The following is a 20,559-nucleotide window of genomic DNA, read 5'->3' as shown; positions in this document are numbered from 1 at the left end:
TTCAGCGCGCGTCGGGGAGCGAATGCCGCGCCGGCACCTCGGCCGGGCGCGCCATCAGTGGGCGCCATCCGGCCTCCTGCTCGCGGCGGCGGCAATAGGTCGACAGCCCGATTTCCAGCGCCAGCATCATGTAAATGAACGGCTGGAACGCGATGCCGACGAACAGCGACCCGACCATATAGATGATGTGGCCGTGCTGGAGCGCGGTCGCCAGCGGCGCGATCCATTGTTCCTCGCCGCGCCGCGTCTTCAGATAGCGCCGCCTGAGCCGCTCCATTTGCGCGATCCCGACGATGTGCAGCAACAGCCACAGCGCCAGCCCCGGATAGCCTTGCTCGCCCAGCATCTCGAAATAGCTCGAATGATAAGCGCGCCCCGCATCTTCGTGCACCATCGGACCGCCGGGTTGCGCGCGGTCGGGGTCATAATCCGATCCCGCCGTCTCGACGCGCAGGCGGTTCTGGATATAGGCGTTGAAGCCGCCGCCGAACGGGTTTTCCTTGGCATAGTCCCACGTCCACGCCCACACCGCGACGCGCGTCGATGCCGACTGGTCGGACTTGTAACCCTGGATCGTTTCCATCCGCTCGGTAAAGCTTTGCGGCAGGAAGGGCACCGCCGCGATCGCCAGCAACCCGGCGCCCGCCATATAGAGCAGGCGATGCTTGACCGCGCGCAGCGACAGTACCGCCAGCACCGCCAGACACACAAGCCCGGTGCGCGCCTGCGTCCCGACTGGCAGCAGCATGCACGCAAAGCACAGCGCGAAACAGAATAGCGACACCCGCCAGTCGGGCGGGAAAATCGTGCCGTGGCGGCGATACCACAGGATCAGCGGGATGATCGCGATACCGACGGTCGACATGATCGACCCTTCGTACAGCCCGAAATTTTCGTTGAGCAGCAATTGCAGCGATCCGTATCCGCCGCCGCCCGCCGCGGTCTTGAGCCCGCCGGCAATCGCGATCGACGCGGCTGAAAGCAGCATGATCAGCGCCAGCGATTCGATGCGCAGCTTGGTGCGCAGCGTCAGCGGCAGGAATATCGCCCACACCAGCGCCTTCCACACCCAATCCCACTTGTCGGCGGCTTCGACCGGAAAGTCGGCCGAGATGGTGGTCATCCAGCAATAGGCGAGCAGCACGACCAGCAATGTCTGCCGCCCCGACCAGCGCGTGTCGCGCTTGTCGTCGATCGCCAGCCAGCCGGCGATCGCCAGCCCGAACACGATCAGCGAGACGGGGATCGAATTGATCAGGAAATAGCTCAGCCGCTGCGGCGCCACGATGTCGATGTAGCAAAAGCACAGCACGAACAGGAACGGCTTGCGGAAACCGATCCCGATAAAGGCAAACAGAAAGGCGACGAACGCAATGTCACGCATCGGCGCGGTCGTCCGTTTCGGCGTCGCGGCGCTGCTGCCACTGCAGGCGCGGGCTGACCTCGCGGTCGAGATCGTCGCGGTGCAGCAGGCGCCATAACGCGATCGCCATCAGGACGTGCGTCAGGCCAATGGAAAAATTGTCGACCATGTCCGCTCCCGCTACGCGATCGGGGTTGACGCTGCGTTAAGGCTAGTATGTCAAAGCGCTAGCCCATGACCCGCATATTGCACGTCCTCGATCATAGCCTGCCCACGCACAGCGGCTACACCTTTCGCACCCGCGCCTTGATGAAGGCGCAGGTGGCAAAAGGGTGGGAGGTTGCGGGGGTGACCGGGGTGCGGCACCCCGAACCCGGGCCGGATGGCGAGACGGTCGATGGCCTGACCTTCTATCGGACCCCCGCGATCGCGCCCGGAATGCCAGTCATCAACGAATGGCGCGAAATCGGCGCGCTGGCGCGTCGGGTCGCGGCGCTGGCGCAGACATGGAAACCCGATGTGCTGCACGCGCATTCGCCGGTGCTGGACGGGCTCGCGGCGCTGCGCGTCGGCAAACGGCTCGGCATCCCCGTCATCTATGAAATCCGCGCCTTTTGGGAGGATGCCTCGGTCGGCAACGGCACGGGGTGCGAGGGCAGCTTGCGCTATCGGCTGACCAAGATGCTCGAAACCCGCGCGGTGAAGGCCGCCGATGCCGTAGCGGTGATCTGCGAAGGCTTGCGCGGCGACCTGATCGCGCGCGGTATCGATCCTGCCAAGATCACCGTGTCCCCGAACGGCGTCGATTTGGACCTGTTCGGCGACCCGCCGCCGCGCGACGATGTGCTGGCGGACACGCTGGGGATCGCCGCCGACGATGCCGTCATCGGCTATATCGGCAGCTTTTACGACTATGAAGGGATCGACGACCTGATCGCCGCGATGCCCGCGCTGGTTGCGGTGCAGCCCCGCGCGCGCTTGCTGCTCGTCGGCGGCGGTCCGATGGAAGCGGCACTGAAGGCGCAGGCCGCGGCGTCGCCCGCCACGGCGCACATTCATTTCGTCGGCCGCGTCCCGCACGATGAGGTCGAGCGCTATTATTCGCTCATCGACATCCTCGCCTATCCGCGCAAGAAAATGCGGCTCACCGACCTCGTCACCCCGCTCAAGCCATTGGAAGCAATGGCGCAGGGCAAGCTGGTTGCCGCGTCCGATGTCGGCGGTCACCGCGAACTGATCGAGGACGGCCAGACCGGAACGCTGTTCGCCCCCGATGATCCAACTGCGATCGCCGACGCGCTGGCGAAGCTGCTCGAAAATCAGGCCATTTGGGCGGAACGCCGACGGATTGCGCGTATTTTTGTCGAAACCCATCGTAACTGGTCATCAAACATTTTACGTTACGAGCCGGTTTACCAGCGATTGCTGCGCGGCGGCGCTTGAGCGCGTTGCCGGGCAAGACGAGATTTGGGCCCCAGCGGCCGCACGGAATTGGACGATATGGACGATAGCAGCGACAACCCCGTTCCGGGCAAATCAGGTGTGCTCCTCCGCGCGCTGCGTCCCGCGCTTCCGGCGGCGATCGGCGCCGCCGCGCTGACCTTCCTGTTCGCTGCCGTGATGCCGATGTCGTGGGTCGCCGGGATTGGCTGGAACCTCTATCTCGACCGGCTGTCGGATTATTTCGTGCCGCCGATCGGCAACGCCGGGCGGCTGGTGCTCGCACTTGGCATGGCGGCGATCGCGTCGCTGATCGCGGGGCTGGTCGCGCTGCTGATCGCGCAGCCCGAAGCGGCGGGACTGACCTCGCTGCGCGGCCGCTTCCGCCGCGCGCCCGCGGCGGACGCCGACGAGGATGGCGACGCCTTTTGGACCCGCCGCCGCCGCGTCGATCTCCACCCCGACGATTCGCTGCGCCCGCCGATCCGCGCGGGCCGCGATCTGCCTGCGGGCGGGCTGGGACCGCTGACCGCCGACCGCGATGCCGCCGACCGCAGCGCCGAAGCCGACCTGTGGCTCGGCGAATTTGCCGAACAAAATGCCGACGAGCTGGTGCTCGCCGATCTCGCGCCGACCGAGGACGAGCCCACGGGTGACGAGCCCTGGCTGCAACCCGCCGATATGAAGGCGCCGCCGCTGCCCGCGCCCACCGACAATTCGCTCGGCGCCATGGTTGCGCGGCTCGAGGCGGGGCTGGCGCGTCGCCGCGAACCGACCGCGGCCGCTGCGGTCGATGCGCCCGATGAACCGGCACTTGCGGTCGAGCCCGAGGTCGATTTCGCCCTCGAAGCCGCGCTCAGCACCCTGCAACGAATGACCCGCCAATCGGTGGGTTAGGGACATTGCTCCGTTCCGGTTGAACCGTGGCCCCGAGCCTGTCGAAGGGCGCTTCTCGGAAAAGACGCCCCCTTTGACCGCCTTGCAGGCGCTCAGGACAGGCTTCGGCAAGGTCGGGGCAAAGCTGGAGAAAATCCGGTCGCGCGCCGCTCCATCGTCCACCCCTCAATCCTCCACCGTCAAGATCTCGATCCGTAACGCCTCCGGCGCGACCCCGCATTCGACCGCGACATCGGCGACGACATGGCCCGGCAGCGCCCATTCGGTCGCGCTCAACACCCCCTGCAATGCGGCGCTGACCGCCGCCGCTTGACCCGCTGCCAGATCGCACGGAAACAGGTGACGCGCGCCGACGAAATTTGCGCTCGCCCATGGCCGGAACGTCGACGCACCGATCGTCAGCCCGGGTGGCAGCGCTTCGCCCAACAGGTGGCGCAACCGGCGGTGCGGACAACCGGGACGGCGCGCCTGCACGGGTGACCAGCGCGTCATGCCTCGGCTCCCTTGGCCGCTCCGCGAAAGCCCCGCGTCCGCCGGTCGCCCTGCGGCGCGACCCGGCCGGCATGCCGTTCAGCACGCCAGATGTTCATGAAATGTTCCACACGGCAAATCAGTTGGCGACCGGGTTCGCGACCGCCGCGCAGATCGCTGACGAGTTTCGGATCGCGCACCGCGGCGCGGCCGAATACGGTCGGCGGCATCGCCGATTCCTTCAGAAACGCGTCGATCCGTTGCAACAATGTGCGCTCCATAGCTTCCTCCCTGACCGCGTCGACAACCGGGCGACTCACCCGATAGGATAAATCCTATCTGAATGTCGTTTTCCTACTTGTCTAGGAAAAATCCGCTTGCTAGAGACGAAATAGGAAGGACTAGTCCATGAGCGACCATGTTGCCGATCCGCGCGCTGCGCTGGACCGCCTGTTGACCGACAAGGGCATCGATTACGCGCGCCTGTCGCAGGTGATCGGGCGCAACCCCGCCTATATCCAGCAATATATCAAGCGCGGGTCGCCGCGGCGGCTCGCCGAACAGGACCGGGCGCGGATCGCGGCTTATCTGGGGGTGTCCGAAGCGTTGCTCGGCGGTCCGGTGCAGCGCGTCGCGACCCCGGCGCGGATGCGCGGTCCCGGCATGATCCTCGTCCCCAAACTGGCGATCGGCGCGTCCGCGGGCGCGGGGGCCAGCGTCGAGGGCGAAGCGATCGAGGGCGAGGTCGCGTTCGATCCCAAATGGCTGCGCGACCTCGGCGCCGATCCTCGCGCGCTCAGCATAATCCGGGTCGAGGGCGATTCGATGGCGCCGACGCTGAACGACGGCGACGACATATTGGTCGATGGCGGCGATGCGGCGGCGCGGCTTCGCGACGGCATCTATGTGCTGCGCATGGACGATGTGCTGATGGTCAAACGCGTCGCGCGCGCGCCGGGACCGGGACGGATTTCGGTGATCAGCGACAACCCGCATTACCGCAGCTGGGACGATCTGCCGATGGCGTCGGTCCGGCTGGTCGGCCGCGTCGTGTGGACGGGGCGCCGGGTGCGGTAGGTGCGCGTTGGGGTGGACTCCCTATTCCCGTTCGTGTCGAGCGAAGTCGAGACACGCCGAGTTCGCACCAGCCTTCACGTGTCTCGACTTCGCTTGACACGAACGGAATCTAAGGAACGGCTGAGGGCCACGGCTACCTTCAAATCAACGAGGCTCCGCCATCAACGCTTCGATCTCATGCTCCAGCACTTCGGCGCGTTGGCATTGCTCGACCTTGCCGTCGCGGCATTTCTCCGCCGCCTTGTCGCGCTCGCGCGCCAGCTTGCCCAGTTGTTCCTCGCGCTTGCGCATCTCGCGGCCGCGGTTGCGGTCGGCCTCGTCCTGGCTGGTCGTCGTCCAATCGGCGACCTGCCCGACCGCTTTGACCGGCGCGGTCACCACGGTCTTTACGGCGCTGACACAGCCGGTGAGCAGCGGCAGCGCCGCAACGACGATGATGATGGCACGCATGGTCTTCTCCTCGCCCCGCTACTCGGTCGCTCGCCGCCTCATCGCATAGCGGGCGTGATCTGAACAGGATATTGCGATGGATCGCCGCCATCGTGCGGCCCTGTGTCACACCATTGAAACAAATGGTTAAAGTCGTGTTTACCAACGCCCCTTAGGTCGAGCCGCGAAACGATAGCCACAGCGCGAAGAGAGACCACGCCCGTCATGGACACCATTTTGTCACCCTCATCGGGCCACGCCGCCGCGGTCGCCGTCGATGCGCATATGTCCGACGTGATCGATCTGTTTCGCGCCGATTCCGAACTGCGCGCCGTCGCGGTTCTCGACGCCAACGCGCGCCCGGTCGGGGTCATTCACGAACAGCGGGTGCGCGAGCTGCTATTTTGCCCCTTCTGGTTCTCGCTGATGCAGAACCCGACGATCGGCGGCTCGATCGCGTCGATGATCGATCCTTGCCCGGTCGCCGATGTTGCGAAACCGACCACCGACCTGCTCCGTATCGCGGCATCGGGGCGCGGCAAGGGCGAGTTGATCCTCGTCGACCGCGGGCGCTTTGTCGAAACGCTCGACAGCGGCCAGCTCGCGCGGCTGGCAATGCTGCGCGATGTCGAACTTGCGCAGGAGCGGGTCGAACTGGCGACGCGCGTCGACGAGGCCGGGCAGGCGTTTCAACAGGACATCGCGGCGCTGACGGCGGCGCTGGCCGACATGGCGCGCGAGGTCGAAACCGTCGCTGACGGCCTCTCCGATCGCGCGCGCCGTACCGGACACGACGCGGTGACCGTTGCGGGCGCGACGGCGCAGACCTTGGCGGGGCTCGATGAACTCGGCCATCGCGGCCATGCGCTGGCGGCGACGATGGCAAAGATCGTCGATGACGGTTCGCGCGCCCGCGCCATTCGCGGCGAAGCGCATCGCAAGGTCCAGCAAGCCGGCCAACGCGCCGCGGTGCTCAAGGCGGCCAGCCAGTCGATCGAACAGATGCTGGCGCTGATCATCGACATGGCGAGCCGCACCAACATGCTCGCGCTCAACGCGGGGATCGAGGCCGCGCACGCGGGCGACGCCGGGCGCGGCTTTGCCGTGGTCGCCGCCGAAGTGAAAACGCTCGCCGGCCAGACCCGCGAGGCGGCGGGCGACATCGCCCAATATGTCGACCGGATCCGCGATATCGTCGGCCAGGTCGCCGCGGGCTTTACCGAGGTGGAGCGGGCGATCGACGCCAACAACGGCTTCTCCGATGCGATCGACCGCGCCGTCGACGGGCAAAGCGCGACGACGCTGATGATCGCGAGCTATGTCGAACAGGCGGTGTCGGCGGGCCGCGAGATCGACCATCGCGTCCAGCAAATCGGCCATGGCGCGCGTGCGGTCGGCGACGGCGCGCAGGCGCTGGGCCAATTGTCGGCCGGACTGACTGCGGCGGCCCGATCGCTCGACCAACGCGCGCGCCATTTTGTCGAAACCGTCGCCGCCGCCTGAAATTCGGCGCTCCCGCAAAGACTTGCTCGCCCGCCCAGCCCTGATAGGATGGTGCGGCGCCGGGGGCGTCGATGGCCGCCGGTGGGGAGGAGGGTCACATGACGAATATGCAAAAGGGCTTGGCCGAGCTGATCGGCACATTCTGGCTTGTCTTCGGCGGCTGCGGCAGCGCGGTGCTGGCGGCGGCGTTCCCCGATGTCGGCATCGGCCTGCTCGGCGTCTCGCTGGCGTTCGGTCTGACGGTGGTCACCATGGCCTATGCGATCGGCCATATCTCGGGCTGCCATCTCAACCCCGCGGTCACCGTCGGCCTGTGGGCGGGCGGGCGCTTCGAGGCGCGCGACATCCCGCTCTATGTCGGGGCGCAGGTAGTCGGCGCGGTCATCGCGGCGTTCCTGCTGTTCTACATCGCCAGCGGCAGTCCGGCCTATGACCTTGCGACCAACGGGCTCGCCGCCAATGGTTTCGACACGGGTTCGCCGGGCGGCTACGACATCTGGTCGGCGTTCCTGATCGAAATTGTGCTGACCGCCTTCTTCCTCTGGATCATCATGGGATCGACCGATGGCCGCGCGCCCGCAGGCTTCGCGCCGCTTGCCATCGGCCTCGCGCTGACGCTGATCCACCTGATCTCGATCCCGGTCACCAACACCTCGGTCAACCCGGCGCGCAGCACCGGCCCGGCGCTCGTCGTCGGTGGCCTTGCGATCCAGCAACTCTGGCTGTTCTGGATCGCGCCCTTGATCGGCGGCGCCGTGGGCGGCCTGCTCTACAAGACGCTGGGCGCCGACACCTTCCCGAAACCGAATATCGAAGGCGAATAGGCACCGATCCGGCGGGGGCAGGGCGCTTCCGCCGGCCTTATTTCAGCAAATCGATCGCAAAGGCGCGCACTTCGTCGGCCATGTCGGGACGCTCGAGCGCGACCGCGAGATTGGCCTGGATATAGCCGGCCTTCGACCCGCAGTCGTACCGCGCGCCGTCGAACGTCACCGCGTGGAACGGCTGGCTGCCGATCATCGATGCCATCGCGTCGGTCAGTTGGATCTCGCCGCCCGCGCCCTTTTCCTGCCCCTCGAGCACCCGCATCACTTCGGGCTGGAGGATATAGCGGCCAGAGATGATCAGGTTCGACGGGGCATCGGCGACCTTCGGCTTTTCGACCAACCCCCTGACCTCGGTCAGCGCCCCGTCGCGCGTGCCGGGGGCGATCACGCCGTAACTCGCCACCTGCTCGCGCGGCACTTCCAGCACCGAGATCAGATTGCCGCCGACCTTGTGATAGGCATCGACCATCTGCTTCATGCAGCCGGGCGATCCGTGCATGAACTCGTCGGGCAGGAAGATCGCAAAGGGTTCGTCGCCGACGATGTCGCGCGCGCACCAGATCGCATGGCCCAGCCCCATCGGCTCCTGCTGGCGGACATAGGCGCAATTGCCGGGGCCAAGCCGCGTCGGCGCCAGCACCGACAGGTCCTTGCCGCGTTCGGACATCGTCTTTTCCAGCTCGAACGCGATGTCGAAATGATCCTCGATCGCGCTCTTGCCGCGCCCGGTGACAAAGATCATCTGCTCGATCCCCGCCTCGCGCGCTTCGTCCACCGCATATTGGATCAGCGGCCGATCGACGACCGGCAGCATCTCCTTGGGGATCGCCTTGGTCGCGGGCAGAAAGCGCGTGCCGAGACCGGCGACGGGAAAAACGGCTTTGCGGATCGGTTTCATGGGCGGGGGCTTAGCGGCGATAGCGGAACAAGAAAAGGCGGGTCGATTACGGTCCGCCCGATTATTGCGGCGTCACGATCACCACCACCCGGCGATTGTCCTGGCGACCCTCGTCGGTATCGTTGCTCGACATCGGCACGGCTTCGCCGCGTCCGACGATCTGGTCGGGCGAAAGCTGCATCCCCGCCGCCTGCATCGGTGCCGCGACCGCGGCCGCGCGTGCCTGCGACAGCGTCAGGTTATAGGCTGCGGTCCCCACCGAATCGGTATGTCCCTCGACGCGCGCCGTCGTAATGCCGACCCCGACCAGGCGCGAGGCGATGCGGGCGATCTGCGCCTGCTGCTCGGTGGAGATTGCGCTCTCGTTGGTCTGGAACAACAGGCGTTCGGGCATGTTGAGCGACCAGTCGAAGCCCTGGTCGACAAAGCCTTCGGCCTTCAGCACGGCGACCTGCTCGGGCGTAAAGCCGGTCGGGGTCGGTACGCTCTGGCATGCGGCCAGCAGCGCGGCGCAGACGATGAGAAGCGCGCTTCGGATCGATTGGGGGATAGTCTGGGTCACGGCGATACTCCGATGGTCATACACGGGAACGGTTGCGCAATTTGTCGGCATACATTGCGGCATCGGCGGTGGTGAGCAGCGCGGTCGCGTCGCGCCCGCCGTCAGGGTAAACCGCCACGCCGACGCTGACCGACACATGGTAGCTCTCGCCGCCGGGCAGCTTGACGGGCTGGGCAACGCAGGCCCGAATACTGTTGGCGAGGTCGGCGGGGACGGTGTCGGCGTCGAGCGGGTCGACGATGACGATGAACTCGTCGCCGCCGATGCGCGCCGCGAAATCGCCCTTGCGCAGCGTGTCCTTGATGCATGCCGACAGCGCGACCAGCACCGCGTCGCCCGCGGCATGACCGAAACTGTCGTTCGCCGCCTTGAAATTGTCGGCGTCGATGAACAGCAACGCAAAGCGGTCGCCGCGCGCATCGGCCGACGCGATGCGCTGCGCCAGCTGCTCGTCGAACGCGTGGCGGTTCGGCATGGCGGTCAGCGTGTCGTGCGAGGCGCGGTGGGCGAGCATGGCGCGCTCGCTTTCCATATGCCCCTGCCAGCCCTGAAGTTCGTCGAGCAAATTGTTGATATCGCCGCCCAGGCGGTCGAGTTCGGCAATGCCCAGCGGTTTGACGCGCTTGTCGAACCGGCGGTGCAGCCGGACATCGTGCGCGACCGTCGCAATTTCGTTGAGCGGCTTGACCAGCTCATATTCGAACCGCCGCGCCAGAAAGATTGTCCCCAAGGCGGTAATCAGCAAACAGCCGAGACCGGCGAGCAAGCCGATGCGGACATAGTCGATCAAGGTGGAGCTATCGCCCCAGACCTCGATCGTTCCGATCGCCGATCCGTTGCGCTCGATGGGCACCGCAAAGGGGCGCGGGAAAAACATCCGGGTCAGCAGCGGCGCCGGGTCGGCCATCGGCGACGACCATTGGGTGAGCGGCTGGCCGCGATCGTTCAGCACGCGCAGCCGGGCGATCCCGGGAATGCGGGTCAGCGGCTCCAGCCCTTCGCGCGCCGCCTGCGGGTCGTTGAACACCAGCGCGGGTTCGACACCATAGGCGCCAAGCTGCGCCGCCAGCTCCATGTTGCGATCGGCATAGCCGCGCAGCGCCGACACCCCCGCAAGCAGGATCGTCAGCCCCGACAGCGCGACCGCGAACAGGGTGATGCCGAAATGGAAGCGCGACAACAGCTTTTGCAGCGTCGTGCGCGCGCCGATCCGTTCGGGGGTCTGGCCCGTCATGGCGGGCCTCCGGCGCTGCGTCCGATGCTCAGCACCCGCGGATCGATACGCAGCGGCCCGCGCGCGATCGCGTCCAGATTGACTGAAAAGCTGAGGCTCGCCGTGCGATTGCTCAGGCAGAACATCGCGCCATAAATGCACGCGGCATCGTCGTCGGTGATGGTCAGGATCGGGCGGCCCCGGACCCAGGCGATCAATTGCCGCCGATCGGCGATCGCCATGCGGCCCAGGAACAGGATGTCGCAATCCGACCGGCCCGCCACGGTCCCGGCGCTCAACCGGCGTACCGTGACCGACCCGGCGCCAGGCACGTCGGGCGCCATGCGATTGGTCAGCCGCGGGGCTCCGATCACGCACATCACGCGCGGGGTGTCCGCCGTACCTTCGGGCCAGCGCGCATAGCTGACGATGCCGCCGACCATGCGGTTCACCGCTCGGCTCATGCCGCCGTCGCTGTCTTCGACAATCGTCTGGCTTGCGGCCTGAACCGACATCTGCGGCGTCGTCAGCGACGCGCCAATCAGAAACAGCGATGCCAACACTTTGCAGCGACCCCCAACTGCGCTCGACTCCAGTCTGCCCCAGCGCGGGGGCGTCCGCTAGTCAAAAGGATTGGAAAGTCAATGAAAAGTGACGTCATGCGGCCATTTGGCAACAGTGCGCCGGACCCGAATGGCGAGCGATCATGCCCATATCTCGTCATCCCGGCGAAGGCCGGGATCTCGCCGGTGCAACAGGATGCCACGTTGAGATCCCGGCCTTCGCCGGGATGACGACCTGATAACTTAGGCGCGCAGCCGGTCGGCAAAGCCCTTGCGCAATTTCGCGAGCTTGGGGGGAATGACCGCCATGCAATAGGGATTGCGCTGGCCTTCGCCGTCCCAATAGGACTGATGATAATCCTCGGCGGGATACCAGTCGGCGGCAGGCTCGATGGTGGTAACGATTGGTGCGGGCCAATCGGCTGCGGCGCGTTCGATGCCCGCGCGCGCCGCGTCGCCCTGCGCGGCGTCGAGCGGGAACAATGCGCTGCGATACTGGGTGCCGACATCATTGCCCTGGCGGTTCAGCGTCGTCGGATCATGCGTCGCGAAATGGACGTCGAGCAGATCGTCATAGGTGATGACCGCGGGGTCAAAGGTGATGCGGATCGCCTCGGCATGGCCCGTATCGCCGCCGCACACCTGCTTGTAGGTCGGGTTTGCGACATGGCCGCCGATATAGCCGCTTTCGACCGTCTCTACCCCGGCGAGCGACTGGAACACGGCTTCGGTGCACCAAAAGCAGCCTCCGGCAAAAATGGCGGTCTCATGCGTCATCGGGTCGATCCTTGGTCGGGGGAGGGAGAGTTGCCCAGATAGGGAGCGGCGGCGGCTATTCCAAGGGCGGCGGTGCGTCGATCAACGGCGGGCGCAGCGGCTGGCCTGCCGTTCGCGCCGCGGCGATCAGCGCGGCCTCGGCCTCGAGCGACGTGACACGGTCGCGCCAAGGCGGATGCGTTCCCGCCTGGATCAGCGGGCGCCCCTTGCGCTGGCCGAAGCGCGTCCAGAATCGCGCTGCCGCCGCCGGATCATATCCGGCCCCGGCGAGCAGCCACACCGACAGCCGGTCGGCCTCGATCTCGGTCTGCTTGAACAGCCGGGCGCTGCGGCCAAACTGCTTGCCGAGCCCGCGATCGACCCCGGCGGCGTCGAGCCGGGCGCGGTGGCGGAGGATGTTATGCGCCAGCTCGTGCGCGATCGCCGCGGCGAGCTCGTCATCATCGGCGGCAAATTGCGCCAGCCCCTGATTGACCAGCACCATCCGGCCGTCGGCGACGGCGCCCGCCTTTTCGCTCGCCTCGACGCGGAAATCGCTCACACATCCCGCAACCGGGGTCAGCGTCAGCGGCCCCACATCTCCCGCGTCGAGTGCGAGCGGTGCGGTGGGCGGCAGCGCCGCGAGCCATGTTTCGATCGCGGTGATCCGCGCAAAGGGGTGCGCGTCGGCGCCATCGGGAACCGCGCTGCCCTGTATCCCGGTGACCGCCGCGCCGACGCGCAGGCCCACGGCGGCCGCGGGCGACGAGGGCGCGATCGCCGCGACAAAGGGTGCATCGCGGTCGGCTGCGTCATAGGCCGCAAGCGCCTCGGCCCGCCGATCCGCATCATAGAGCCGCGGATCGCCCCAGATCCAACCGAACTGCGGCTGCTGCACCGGGCACCAGGCGGCATTGGCAGTGGTCAGCCGAAAACCGATCGCCGCGACGCGCGCCTCGATCGCGGCCAGCGCCGCATAGGGCGACGGATCGGCGGGCGCTGCGGCACCCGCGGGCACGGCGGCGAGCAGCGACAGGGCGACGACAAGGGCGGAGGCACGATGCGGCATTGGTTCCGCTTATCAATGCGCGCCTGTCGCGGCCATGAATTTCCCTGTCCACGCCGCTGCCCACCTCTTGCCTATCGCCCGACAAGCGCCGATAGGGCGGGGCGATGACGAACGCCGCCTCCCTGTCCTCGCCCGCCGCTCGCCAACCCCGCCCCGCCGCGCTCGCGCGCTGGCTGTGGGCCGTCGCATTGCTGGTGGTCATCGTCGTCGGGGTCGGCGGCATTACCCGGCTGACCGAATCGGGGCTTTCGATCACCGAATGGCGGCCGGTATCGGGCGTGCTGCCGCCGCTGAACGAGGCCGATTGGGTCAAGGAATTCGAGAAATACAAGCAGATCCCGGAATATAAGGAAATCAACCGCGGCATGTCGCTGGCCGGGTTCAAGGCGATCTTTTTCTGGGAATGGCTGCACCGCATTCTGGGCCGCGTCGTCGGCATGGCGATGGTGCTGCCGCTGGCCTGGTACGCATGGCGCCGCGCGATCCCGGCGGGCTATGGCGGGCGCCTGCTCGCGCTGACATCGCTCGTCGGGCTGCAGGGCGCGCTCGGCTGGTGGATGGTCGCATCGGGGCTCGAATATCGTACCGACGTCAGCCATTTCCGGCTCGCCGCGCATTTGCTGACCGCATTGTTTTTGCTCGCTGGCCTCGTCTGGACGGCGCGCGATCTCGATGCGTTGGCACGCGATCCGTCGGCACGGCCCGCGCGGCTGACCGGCGGCGGCATCGCGGTGATCGCGATCCTGTTCGTCCAGCTGCTGCTCGGCGCATGGGTCGCCGGACTGAACGCCGGCTTCGTCGCCAGTACCTGGCCGCTGATGAACGACCATTTCGTGCCGGAAGGTATCGACTGGGCGGGCGGCGCGTGGCTCGCGCTCACCAATGATCCGTTTCTGATCCATTTCCTGCATCGCTGGTGGTCGTGGATCGCGGCGCTGGCCCTGCTGCTGCTCGCACGCAATTTGGCACGGCGCGGCGCGGGGCGCGAGGCGCGGTTGCTGGTCGCGGTCGTCGCGGTGCAGATGCTGCTCGGCATCTGGACCGTCATATCGGGGGTGTCGATGTGGGTCGCGGTCGCGCATCAGGTGGTCGGGGCGATCCTCGTCGCCATCGCCGCCGCCGCATTGCACCGGCAGGGCCGCGCGGCGGCATGACCCTGCTCGGCGGCCTGGGCAGCGCGCTGCTGCTGGTCGCTCAACCCGTACCCGCGCCGGGCGGTGTGTCGGTCGCGGCCGCCCCGGCATTTCAGTTTGCCCCGCCCGTCGATCGCCCGATGACCTATCGCGTGACCACGCGTCGCATCGGGCGCGATGGGTCGTTGATCAGTTTTTCGCTGGTCTATGCTTTGCAATGGCAGCGAATGGGGCGCGGCTATCAGTTGCGATCGGTGCTGCAACGCATCGATTCCGATGCGCCGCCGGCAGTCACGCGCGCGCTGACCTTGATGCTTCAGCCGCTGGTCGGTGAAGAACTGGCCTATCTGGTCGCGTCCGACGGCAGCCGCGTCGAGCTGGTCGATCCCGACGGCCTGTGGGACCGCGCGACCGCGCGGGTCGAGGCTGCGGCGGCCGAGGGTAACCGCGCCGAGGCCAGGCGGCTGGCGCAGTTGATCGCGGCACTTCCCGCGGTCGAACGCGACCGGCTGGCGACCGCCGACGCCCGCGCGCTCGTTGCGGCGGCCAATGATGCGATCACCACCGCCGCAGCGGCCGATGGTGCAAGCGTCTCGACGCGGCATGGCGGAACGCTGCGCACGATCGCGACCGCCGACACCGCCGTCGTCGGCGGCACGGACGCGGCGCCGTTGCACATCGACCAGTTGTGGACCGTCGATACCGCCACGGGATTGGTGATGGAGGAACGTCGCCAGAGCTGGATCGTCGAACCGGACGGCGCGGCGCGGACGCTGGTCGAGGAACGGGTGAGGGCGGTCGAGCCTGCCTCGTAAATCGCAAGGTATCATGATACCTGTCAGCAAAGCCGCTCCCTGCTTGACTTTTTAGCTGCATACAGCCATTGGCCCGCTCCGAAGCGCCGCTGCGTCCGCCTTGGACACGCGGCGCAACTGTTTCGGAGCGCTGTTGCTCCGGTCCATATCTGTCAAGGAGCGTGCCATGAAGGCGCTGACCAAGACGACCGTTTCGGCGAATGCCGCCACGGTCGAAAAGAAATGGGTGCTGATCGACGCCGAAGGTCTCGTCGTGGGCCGCGTTGCCTCGATCATCGCCAACATCCTGCGCGGCAAGCACAAGCCGTCGTTCACCCCGCACGTCGATTGCGGTGACAATGTCATCGTCATCAACGCCGAAAAGGTGGCGTTCACCGGCAACAAGCTGCAGGACAAGCGGTACTACAAGCACACCGGCTATGCCGGCGGCATCAAGGAAACCAGCCCGGCGAAGATCCTCGAAGGCCGTTTCCCCGAGCGCGTGCTCGAAAAGGCCGTTGAGCGCATGATCCCGCGCGGCCCGCTCGGCCGCCAGCAGATGCGCAACCTGCGCATCTTCGCCGGCAGCGAACATCCGCATGACGGGCAGAACCCCGAAGTGATCGACGTTGCGTCGATGAACCGCAAGAACAAGGTGGGTGCATAATGGCTGACGAACAGACCATGACCGATCTCAAGGATCTCGCCGGCGCCGTCGAAGGCACCGTTGCCGCTCCGACCAGCAACACGCCGCTGCGCGAGAAGCAGGTCGACAAGCAGGGTCGCGCTTATGCGACCGGCCGCCGCAAGGACGCCGTCGCCCGCGTGTGGGTCAAGCCCGGCACGGGCAAGATCACCGTCAACGGCCGCGACCAGGAAGTCTATTTCGCGCGTCCGACGCTGCGCCTCGTCATCAACCAGCCGTTCGGCCTGACCGATCGCGTTGGCCAGTATGACGTCATCGCGACCGTCAAGGGCGGCGGCCTGTCGGGCCAGGCGGGTGCCGTGCTGCACGGCATCGCGCAGGCGCTGACCCGTTTCGAACCGGCGCTGCGCAGCCCGGTCAAGGCGGCCGGCTTCCTGACCCGCGACAGCCGCGCGGTCGAGCGTAAGAAGTACGGCAAGGCGAAGGCCCGCCGCAGCTTCCAGTTCTCGAAGCGCTAAGTTTCCTCCGCCGACGGGTGGAGAAAGGAAGGGCGGTCCGGCAACGGGCCGCCCTTTCTCGTTCCGGCGCCGACGCGATGAACAGAGTTAAGCGACGGTAAATAGGCCATTGTCTATTGGCCGCGCGCAGCTAAGCTACCCCTATGCGCCGACTCTCTGACCCGGAGGAGGTGTACACTTATACTTTGGGGGTAATTTATGAATTTTCGTTTTGATTCGCGGCGCATGCGCCGCGGAGCGTTGCTCACGTCGGTCTGCGTCGCGGGCCTGCTGCAGGCGGCACCCGCGCTCGCCGAGGCTGATGCGGGCATCGTGCCGACCGGCGGCGAAGGCCATATCACGGTCACGATACCCGAACCGCAGGCCAATCTGGTCCCGGTAACCCCCGGGCCGACGATCCAGCAGATCACCCCCGAACCCGAAATCCTGATCGCCAATCCCGGGACCCCGACGACGGCGCGCGACCCGGTGAACATCACCGGCGTCGGCCAGATGATCATCGACAATGGCGGGGGCTTTGTCGGCCTGTGCACCGGCACGCTGATCAATCCGCGCACCGTGCTGCTGGCGGCGCATTGCGTGAACACCCGCGCCGCGACGGCTTATGGCGCGAATTCGGGCGGCACCGCGATCGGCTTCGGTTTTGAAACCAACACCCGCGCGAACGCCGCGGGGCAGACCGACGAACTGGTGCGCTGGCTGCTCGGCGGCGCCGGTGGTGCCGGCAAATATCAGACCAATACCGCGCAGGCGTTCTACAATTCGAACTGGCTGGCCTATAACCCGCTGTCGCTCGAACCCGCGGCGCGCAGCTTCCTTTACGGTGACGTCGCGGTCGCTTCGCTCGATACCCCGGCGGCAAATGTTCCGACATGGGCGCTGCTGTTCTCGCCGCTCACCAACACCGGCACCATCGGTGCTTCGGGGACCGGCTATGACGTGGGTATCGTCGGTTATGGCAACAATGGCACCGGCACCAGCGGCGCCTCGGGCAGCGATTTCCGCCGCCGTGCGGCCGAAAATATCCTCGGCGCGCTGACCGACTTGCAGACGTTCGAAGGTTTTCTGTTCGGCGGCGCGCCCAACGGTCTGACCCAGAATCTCTATTTCCTCGACTTCGACGATCCGCGGCGCGGGATGACCGGCGCGAGCCCCTTCGATTTCAACGCGTTCCGCGACAACGCGCGCACCAACCCGAACGGTGCCTCGCTGGAAGGTATCACGTCGCAGGGCGATTCGGGTGGCCCGCTGATCCTGCAGAACGCCTTTGCACGCCAGGTCGTCATCGGGGTTCTGTCGGGCGGCTATACCCGCTTCTTCACCGGACAGCCGGCCAATGGTTATGGCACGGTGTCCTTCTACCAGCCGCTCTATCTCTATTGGGACTGGATCGCAGCGAACAATCCCTATCATTATGTGTCGGCGAAGGCGGGCAACGGGTCGTGGACCGACCCCAATCATTGGGTGTCGACGATCGACCCGTCGTACATGATCGAATCGGGCGGGCAGCTCGTCAACGGCATCCCGGCGCTGACCGGCGAACAGAAGACCGGCACCAGCGGCGATTTCGGCCAAATCTGTTTCCAGAGCGGCGGGGTCAGCGATTGCCTCGACACCCGCACCGGGATTGAGGTCGTCGAAAACCGGCCGATCGGTACCTCGGGCGACAACGCCGGTTCGGCCTCGATCGCCGACATTACGGGCGGCGCGACCGCCTCGCGCGACGCGTTGATGCCCGGTGCGCAGCCGGAGGCACAGGCAGCGGCAACCCCGTTGCCCGCTGCGACGCTCGCCAATGGTCTGCCCGGCGCCACCAACTTCGTTCCGAACAATGTCGAACCGGTCCGCACCACGGGGACGCCGCCGCGCTATTTCGACGTGACGCTCAGCGCGACCGGGCTCACGACGCTGTCGGGCGCGAATATCACGATCGACCGGCTGACCATCGGCACCGCGGGCGCGGCGTTGCAGATCGACTCGGGCGCATCGCTGTCGTCGCTGATCAACGTCAACCAGCTCGCGGGGATGGTGACAGTCAACGGCACGTTGAGCTCGGTCGGTGACTATAGCCTGTTCGGTGGCGGCCTGATGGGGTCGGGCCGGATCAACGCGCCCTTCCTGACCAGCGTCCTCGGCCAGATCGCCCCGGGCACCCCGACCACGATCGGCACGTTGACCGTGGGCGGTAATCTGGTGCTGTCCTCGGGCAGCAACCTGTTCATCAACTTCGGCCCCAACGGCACGTCGGACGTGCTCGCGGTCGTCGCGAACGGCACATCGACCGGATCGGCGACGCTGGGCGGCGCAGTGAGCTTCTCGCCCGTCGCGGGGACGCAGGTCACGGCAGGCAATCGCTATACCTTCCTGACCGCCGCGGGCGGGGTGACGGGCACCTTCAGCTCGGCGAACGCGCTGTCGGCGATCCTGACCCCGCGTCTGACCTATGGTCCGAACAGCGTGTCGGTCGAAATCCAGGCCGGTCTCTACCGCGACGTCGTCGCCGCCACCGCGGTGCAGGGCGCCTATGCGCAGCTGCTCGACCAGTCGCGCGGCACAGCCGGGCTTGCCAGCGTCTATGGTCCGCTCGACCTCCAGAACGCCGCGACGATCCGCGCGACGCTTGAAAGCTGGGCGCCGCGCACCGAAACGCTGCGCGGTTCGCTCGCGACGGTGGCGGTCGACAATATGTCACGTTTCACTCGCGATCGCCTGCTCCAGCTCGACGACGGCGACATGGGCGGTACCCTGTCGATGATCGGCCGTCCGGTGCAACTCGCGCAGCTCAACATGACCGCGGTCGGCGCCGATACGATGGCGGTGCGGTCGGACAGCGATGCAGTGACAGTGCAGCAGGGCCGCCTGCCCGAAGATACCAGCGCCTTCCTGGCGGGTGGCTATCTCGACGGCGACAGCCGCCCGATGGCGAGCGCGCTGCCGGGTGGCGGCCGCGACCAGTTCGACGGCTTCTACCTGGCGGGCGGCATCGAAAAGGCGCTCGACGAGGGCAGCGTGATCGGCTTCGCACTCAACTACACCGACGTCGACGGCACCACCCCGATTGCGGGCCAGAAGGCCAGCGGTAGCCTGTACCAGGGGACGCTTTACGGCAAGGCGATGCTGGGCGGCGGGCTCGAACTCGCGACGCAGGTTAGCGCCGGTGCGTTTGATTCGCGTACGACGCGGGTCGCCGATCTGGTTGGCACGCCCTATACGCTGACTGGCGAAGACAGCGCGCTGGTCTTCACCGGCGAAGTCAGCCTGGCCAAGAATTTTGACCTCGGTTCGGTCGAATTCGGGCCGCGGGCTGCACTGCGGGCGAGCCATATCGGCTTTTCGGACATCAAGGAAAATGGCGGCGGGCCCGCGCTGCAGCTCGACCGGTCGAGCTTCAACAGCCTGCAGGCACGCCTCGGCCTCGCGCTGTCGGGCAAGCGCCGCAGCAGCTTCCAGCCGCACCTCAGCGCCGACTATGTCCATGAATTCGAAGACGCCCCGGCATCGTTCGGTGCGACCTTCGTCGGTGGCCCCGGACCCAATGCGATCTTCGGCCTTGCCGGGACCGACAAGGACTGGTTCGAAGTCGGCGGCGGGGTCACGTTCAAGACGGGCAATGTCGACCTGTCGATCGGCGCCGACACGACGATCGGACGCAAGGACGTGTCGAACCAGAGCTATCGCGGTTCGGTGACCTTCCACTTCTGATCGAACCCTGACCAAAGGGGGAAGGGCGGTCCGGCAACGGGCCGCCCTTTTTCGTCGGGGCGCCGGGTCTCGGCGTTGACATCGCGCGACGGACATGGCGATGTGCAGCCTCCTCCTATCGAAAGCCCCTCATGACCCATGCAACGCTGATCCGGTGGCATATGCTGACCGCGGCATTTCTGTTTCCCGCCATTCTGCTCTTTCTGGCGACAGGTGCGCTGTACACCTGGGGGATCAAGGGCGACTACGCGTCGGCCGAATATGAGGTGGCGCTCGCCGCCCCCCTGACCAAAGACAAGGATGCGTTGCAGGCCGTGGCCGCCGCCGAATTGAGGCGCCGCCAGATCGATCTGCCGTCCGGCGCTGCATCGGTGAAGTCGATGGGCGATGCCTTTCAGCTGGAGTGGACGGGCACGCGCCGCGACGTCCTGCTCGATCCGACCGCCGAAGCCCTGACTGCCAAGCTGACCGTCAAGGATACCGGCTGGCACCGCTGGCTGGTCCAGATGCACAAGGCGAAGGGCGGCATCGCGTTCAAAATCTATGCGGTGGTGCTGGCGCTGGGGTTGCTGTTCCTCGTTGTCTCGGGACTGCTGATGGCGTGGCGCGTCCGCGCCATGAAGCGCCCCGCAATTCTGGCCTCCGCAGCCGGATTGGCGGCCTTTATCGGCATCGCGCTGATTTCCTGAAGTCGCCGA

22 protein-coding genes are annotated in these 20,559 nt (G+C 66.6%); 11 read left to right on the top strand and 11 right to left on the bottom strand.

What is annotated here, in order from left to right; all coding sequences use genetic code 11:
- Position 1: 1 nt before the first annotated feature.
- Positions 2–1,384: a putative O-glycosylation ligase, exosortase A system-associated gene (locus G9408_RS08950; protein ID WP_168453686.1), complete on the bottom strand. Its 1,383-nt coding sequence runs from the start codon at positions 1,382–1,384 to the stop codon at positions 2–4.
- Positions 1,377–1,532 carry a hypothetical protein gene (locus G9408_RS08945; RefSeq protein ID WP_168453685.1) on the bottom strand — a complete coding sequence of 52 codons (156 nt, stop codon included), beginning with the start codon at positions 1,530–1,532 and terminating at the stop codon, positions 1,377–1,379. Before G9408_RS08945 ends, G9408_RS08950 begins: the two co-directional genes overlap by 8 nt.
- 65 nt (positions 1,533–1,597) lie before the next feature.
- On the opposite strand from G9408_RS08945, the gene G9408_RS08940 reads away from it, so the two are divergent.
- Both G9408_RS08940 and G9408_RS08935 read left to right on the top strand, forming a co-directional pair.
- Positions 1,598–2,806, top strand: coding sequence for a TIGR04063 family PEP-CTERM/XrtA system glycosyltransferase (locus G9408_RS08940; protein WP_168453684.1), 1,209 nt, complete (start codon positions 1,598–1,600; stop codon positions 2,804–2,806).
- 57 nt (positions 2,807–2,863) lie between these two features.
- A complete protein-coding gene (locus G9408_RS08935) occupies positions 2,864–3,700 on the top strand; it encodes a hypothetical protein (protein WP_168453683.1) in 837 nt (278 codons plus the stop codon).
- 165 nt (positions 3,701–3,865) lie between these two features.
- Here the strand turns inward: G9408_RS08935 and G9408_RS08930 are convergent, their stop codons facing one another.
- The gene (locus G9408_RS08930; protein ID WP_235957652.1) at positions 3,866–4,192 is read right to left on the bottom strand and encodes a hypothetical protein; all 327 of its coding nucleotides are present in this window, start codon (positions 4,190–4,192) and stop codon (positions 3,866–3,868) included.
- The gene (locus G9408_RS08925) at positions 4,189–4,452 is read right to left on the bottom strand and encodes a hypothetical protein (protein ID WP_168453499.1); all 264 of its coding nucleotides are present in this window, start codon (positions 4,450–4,452) and stop codon (positions 4,189–4,191) included. The genes G9408_RS08930 and G9408_RS08925 overlap by 4 nt, the downstream gene beginning before the upstream one ends.
- Before the next feature lie 127 nt (positions 4,453–4,579).
- On the opposite strand from G9408_RS08925, the gene G9408_RS08920 reads away from it, so the two are divergent.
- Positions 4,580–5,248: a S24 family peptidase gene (locus tag G9408_RS08920; protein WP_137870158.1), complete on the top strand. Its 669-nt coding sequence runs from the start codon at positions 4,580–4,582 to the stop codon at positions 5,246–5,248.
- Between the two features lie 144 nt (positions 5,249–5,392).
- Here the strand turns inward: G9408_RS08920 and G9408_RS08915 are convergent, their stop codons facing one another.
- Entirely contained in the window at positions 5,393–5,698 is a 306-nt protein-coding gene (locus G9408_RS08915; RefSeq protein WP_168453682.1) for a hypothetical protein, read from the bottom strand.
- Positions 5,699–5,902: 204 nt separating this feature from the next.
- On the opposite strand from G9408_RS08915, the gene G9408_RS08910 reads away from it, so the two are divergent.
- Both G9408_RS08910 and aqpZ read left to right on the top strand, forming a co-directional pair.
- Complete coding sequence (locus tag G9408_RS08910) at positions 5,903–7,180, top strand: methyl-accepting chemotaxis protein (protein ID WP_235957651.1); 1,278 nt, start codon at positions 5,903–5,905, stop codon at positions 7,178–7,180.
- Between the two features lie 98 nt (positions 7,181–7,278).
- Positions 7,279–8,004, top strand: a complete 726-nt coding sequence (gene aqpZ, locus G9408_RS08905) for an aquaporin Z (protein WP_168453681.1) — start codon at positions 7,279–7,281, stop codon at positions 8,002–8,004.
- Positions 8,005–8,041: 37 nt separating this feature from the next.
- On the opposite strand, the gene galU is transcribed toward aqpZ, so the two are convergent.
- The 6 genes from galU to G9408_RS08875 form a co-directional block, all read right to left on the bottom strand.
- On the bottom strand, positions 8,042–8,905 hold the full coding sequence (gene galU, locus G9408_RS08900; RefSeq protein WP_168453680.1) for a UTP--glucose-1-phosphate uridylyltransferase GalU: 864 nt from the start codon (positions 8,903–8,905) through the stop codon (positions 8,042–8,044).
- A gap of 61 nt (positions 8,906–8,966) precedes the next feature.
- A complete protein-coding gene (locus tag G9408_RS08895) occupies positions 8,967–9,467 on the bottom strand; it encodes an OmpA family protein (RefSeq protein WP_328804422.1) in 501 nt (166 codons plus the stop codon).
- A gap of 16 nt (positions 9,468–9,483) precedes the next feature.
- Positions 9,484–10,701, bottom strand: a complete 1,218-nt coding sequence (locus G9408_RS08890) for a sensor domain-containing diguanylate cyclase (RefSeq protein ID WP_168453678.1) — start codon at positions 10,699–10,701, stop codon at positions 9,484–9,486.
- On the bottom strand, positions 10,698–11,243 hold the full coding sequence (locus G9408_RS08885) for a YfiR family protein (protein ID WP_168453677.1): 546 nt from the start codon (positions 11,241–11,243) through the stop codon (positions 10,698–10,700). Before G9408_RS08885 ends, G9408_RS08890 begins: the two co-directional genes overlap by 4 nt.
- A gap of 243 nt (positions 11,244–11,486) precedes the next feature.
- Positions 11,487–12,020, bottom strand: a complete 534-nt coding sequence (gene msrA / locus G9408_RS08880) for a peptide-methionine (S)-S-oxide reductase MsrA (RefSeq protein ID WP_168453676.1) — start codon at positions 12,018–12,020, stop codon at positions 11,487–11,489.
- Between the two features lie 55 nt (positions 12,021–12,075).
- A complete protein-coding gene (locus G9408_RS08875; RefSeq protein WP_168453675.1) occupies positions 12,076–13,068 on the bottom strand; it encodes a M48 family metallopeptidase in 993 nt (330 codons plus the stop codon).
- Between the two features lie 104 nt (positions 13,069–13,172).
- Between G9408_RS08875 and G9408_RS08870 the strand changes: the two genes are divergently transcribed.
- From G9408_RS08870 to G9408_RS08845, 6 genes are all read left to right on the top strand, one after another.
- Complete coding sequence (locus G9408_RS08870) at positions 13,173–14,222, top strand: COX15/CtaA family protein (protein ID WP_168453674.1); 1,050 nt, start codon at positions 13,173–13,175, stop codon at positions 14,220–14,222.
- Positions 14,219–15,016, top strand: coding sequence for a hypothetical protein (locus tag G9408_RS08865; RefSeq protein ID WP_168453673.1), 798 nt, complete (start codon positions 14,219–14,221; stop codon positions 15,014–15,016). Before G9408_RS08870 ends, G9408_RS08865 begins: the two co-directional genes overlap by 4 nt.
- Positions 15,017–15,182: 166 nt before the next feature.
- Entirely contained in the window at positions 15,183–15,662 is a 480-nt protein-coding gene (gene rplM / locus G9408_RS08860; protein WP_120215416.1) for a 50S ribosomal protein L13, read from the top strand.
- Positions 15,662–16,159, top strand: a complete 498-nt coding sequence (gene rpsI / locus G9408_RS08855) for a 30S ribosomal protein S9 (protein WP_168453672.1) — start codon at positions 15,662–15,664, stop codon at positions 16,157–16,159. Before rplM ends, rpsI begins: the two co-directional genes overlap by 1 nt.
- Before the next feature lie 198 nt (positions 16,160–16,357).
- Entirely contained in the window at positions 16,358–19,861 is a 3,504-nt protein-coding gene (locus tag G9408_RS08850; protein ID WP_235957650.1) for an autotransporter domain-containing protein, read from the top strand.
- An 80-nt stretch (positions 19,862–19,941) separates the two neighbouring features.
- Positions 19,942–20,550, top strand: a complete 609-nt coding sequence (locus tag G9408_RS08845; protein ID WP_328804446.1) for a PepSY domain-containing protein — start codon at positions 19,942–19,944, stop codon at positions 20,548–20,550.
- Positions 20,551–20,559 lie beyond the last annotated feature (9 nt).

It is taken from the genome of Sphingopyxis microcysteis (assembly GCF_012274265.1).
Classification (GTDB): Bacteria; Pseudomonadota; Alphaproteobacteria; order Sphingomonadales; family Sphingomonadaceae; genus Sphingopyxis; species Sphingopyxis microcysteis.
The sequence above is the reverse complement of the archived record's forward strand: the minus strand, read 5'-3'. Positions and strand labels throughout refer to the sequence as shown.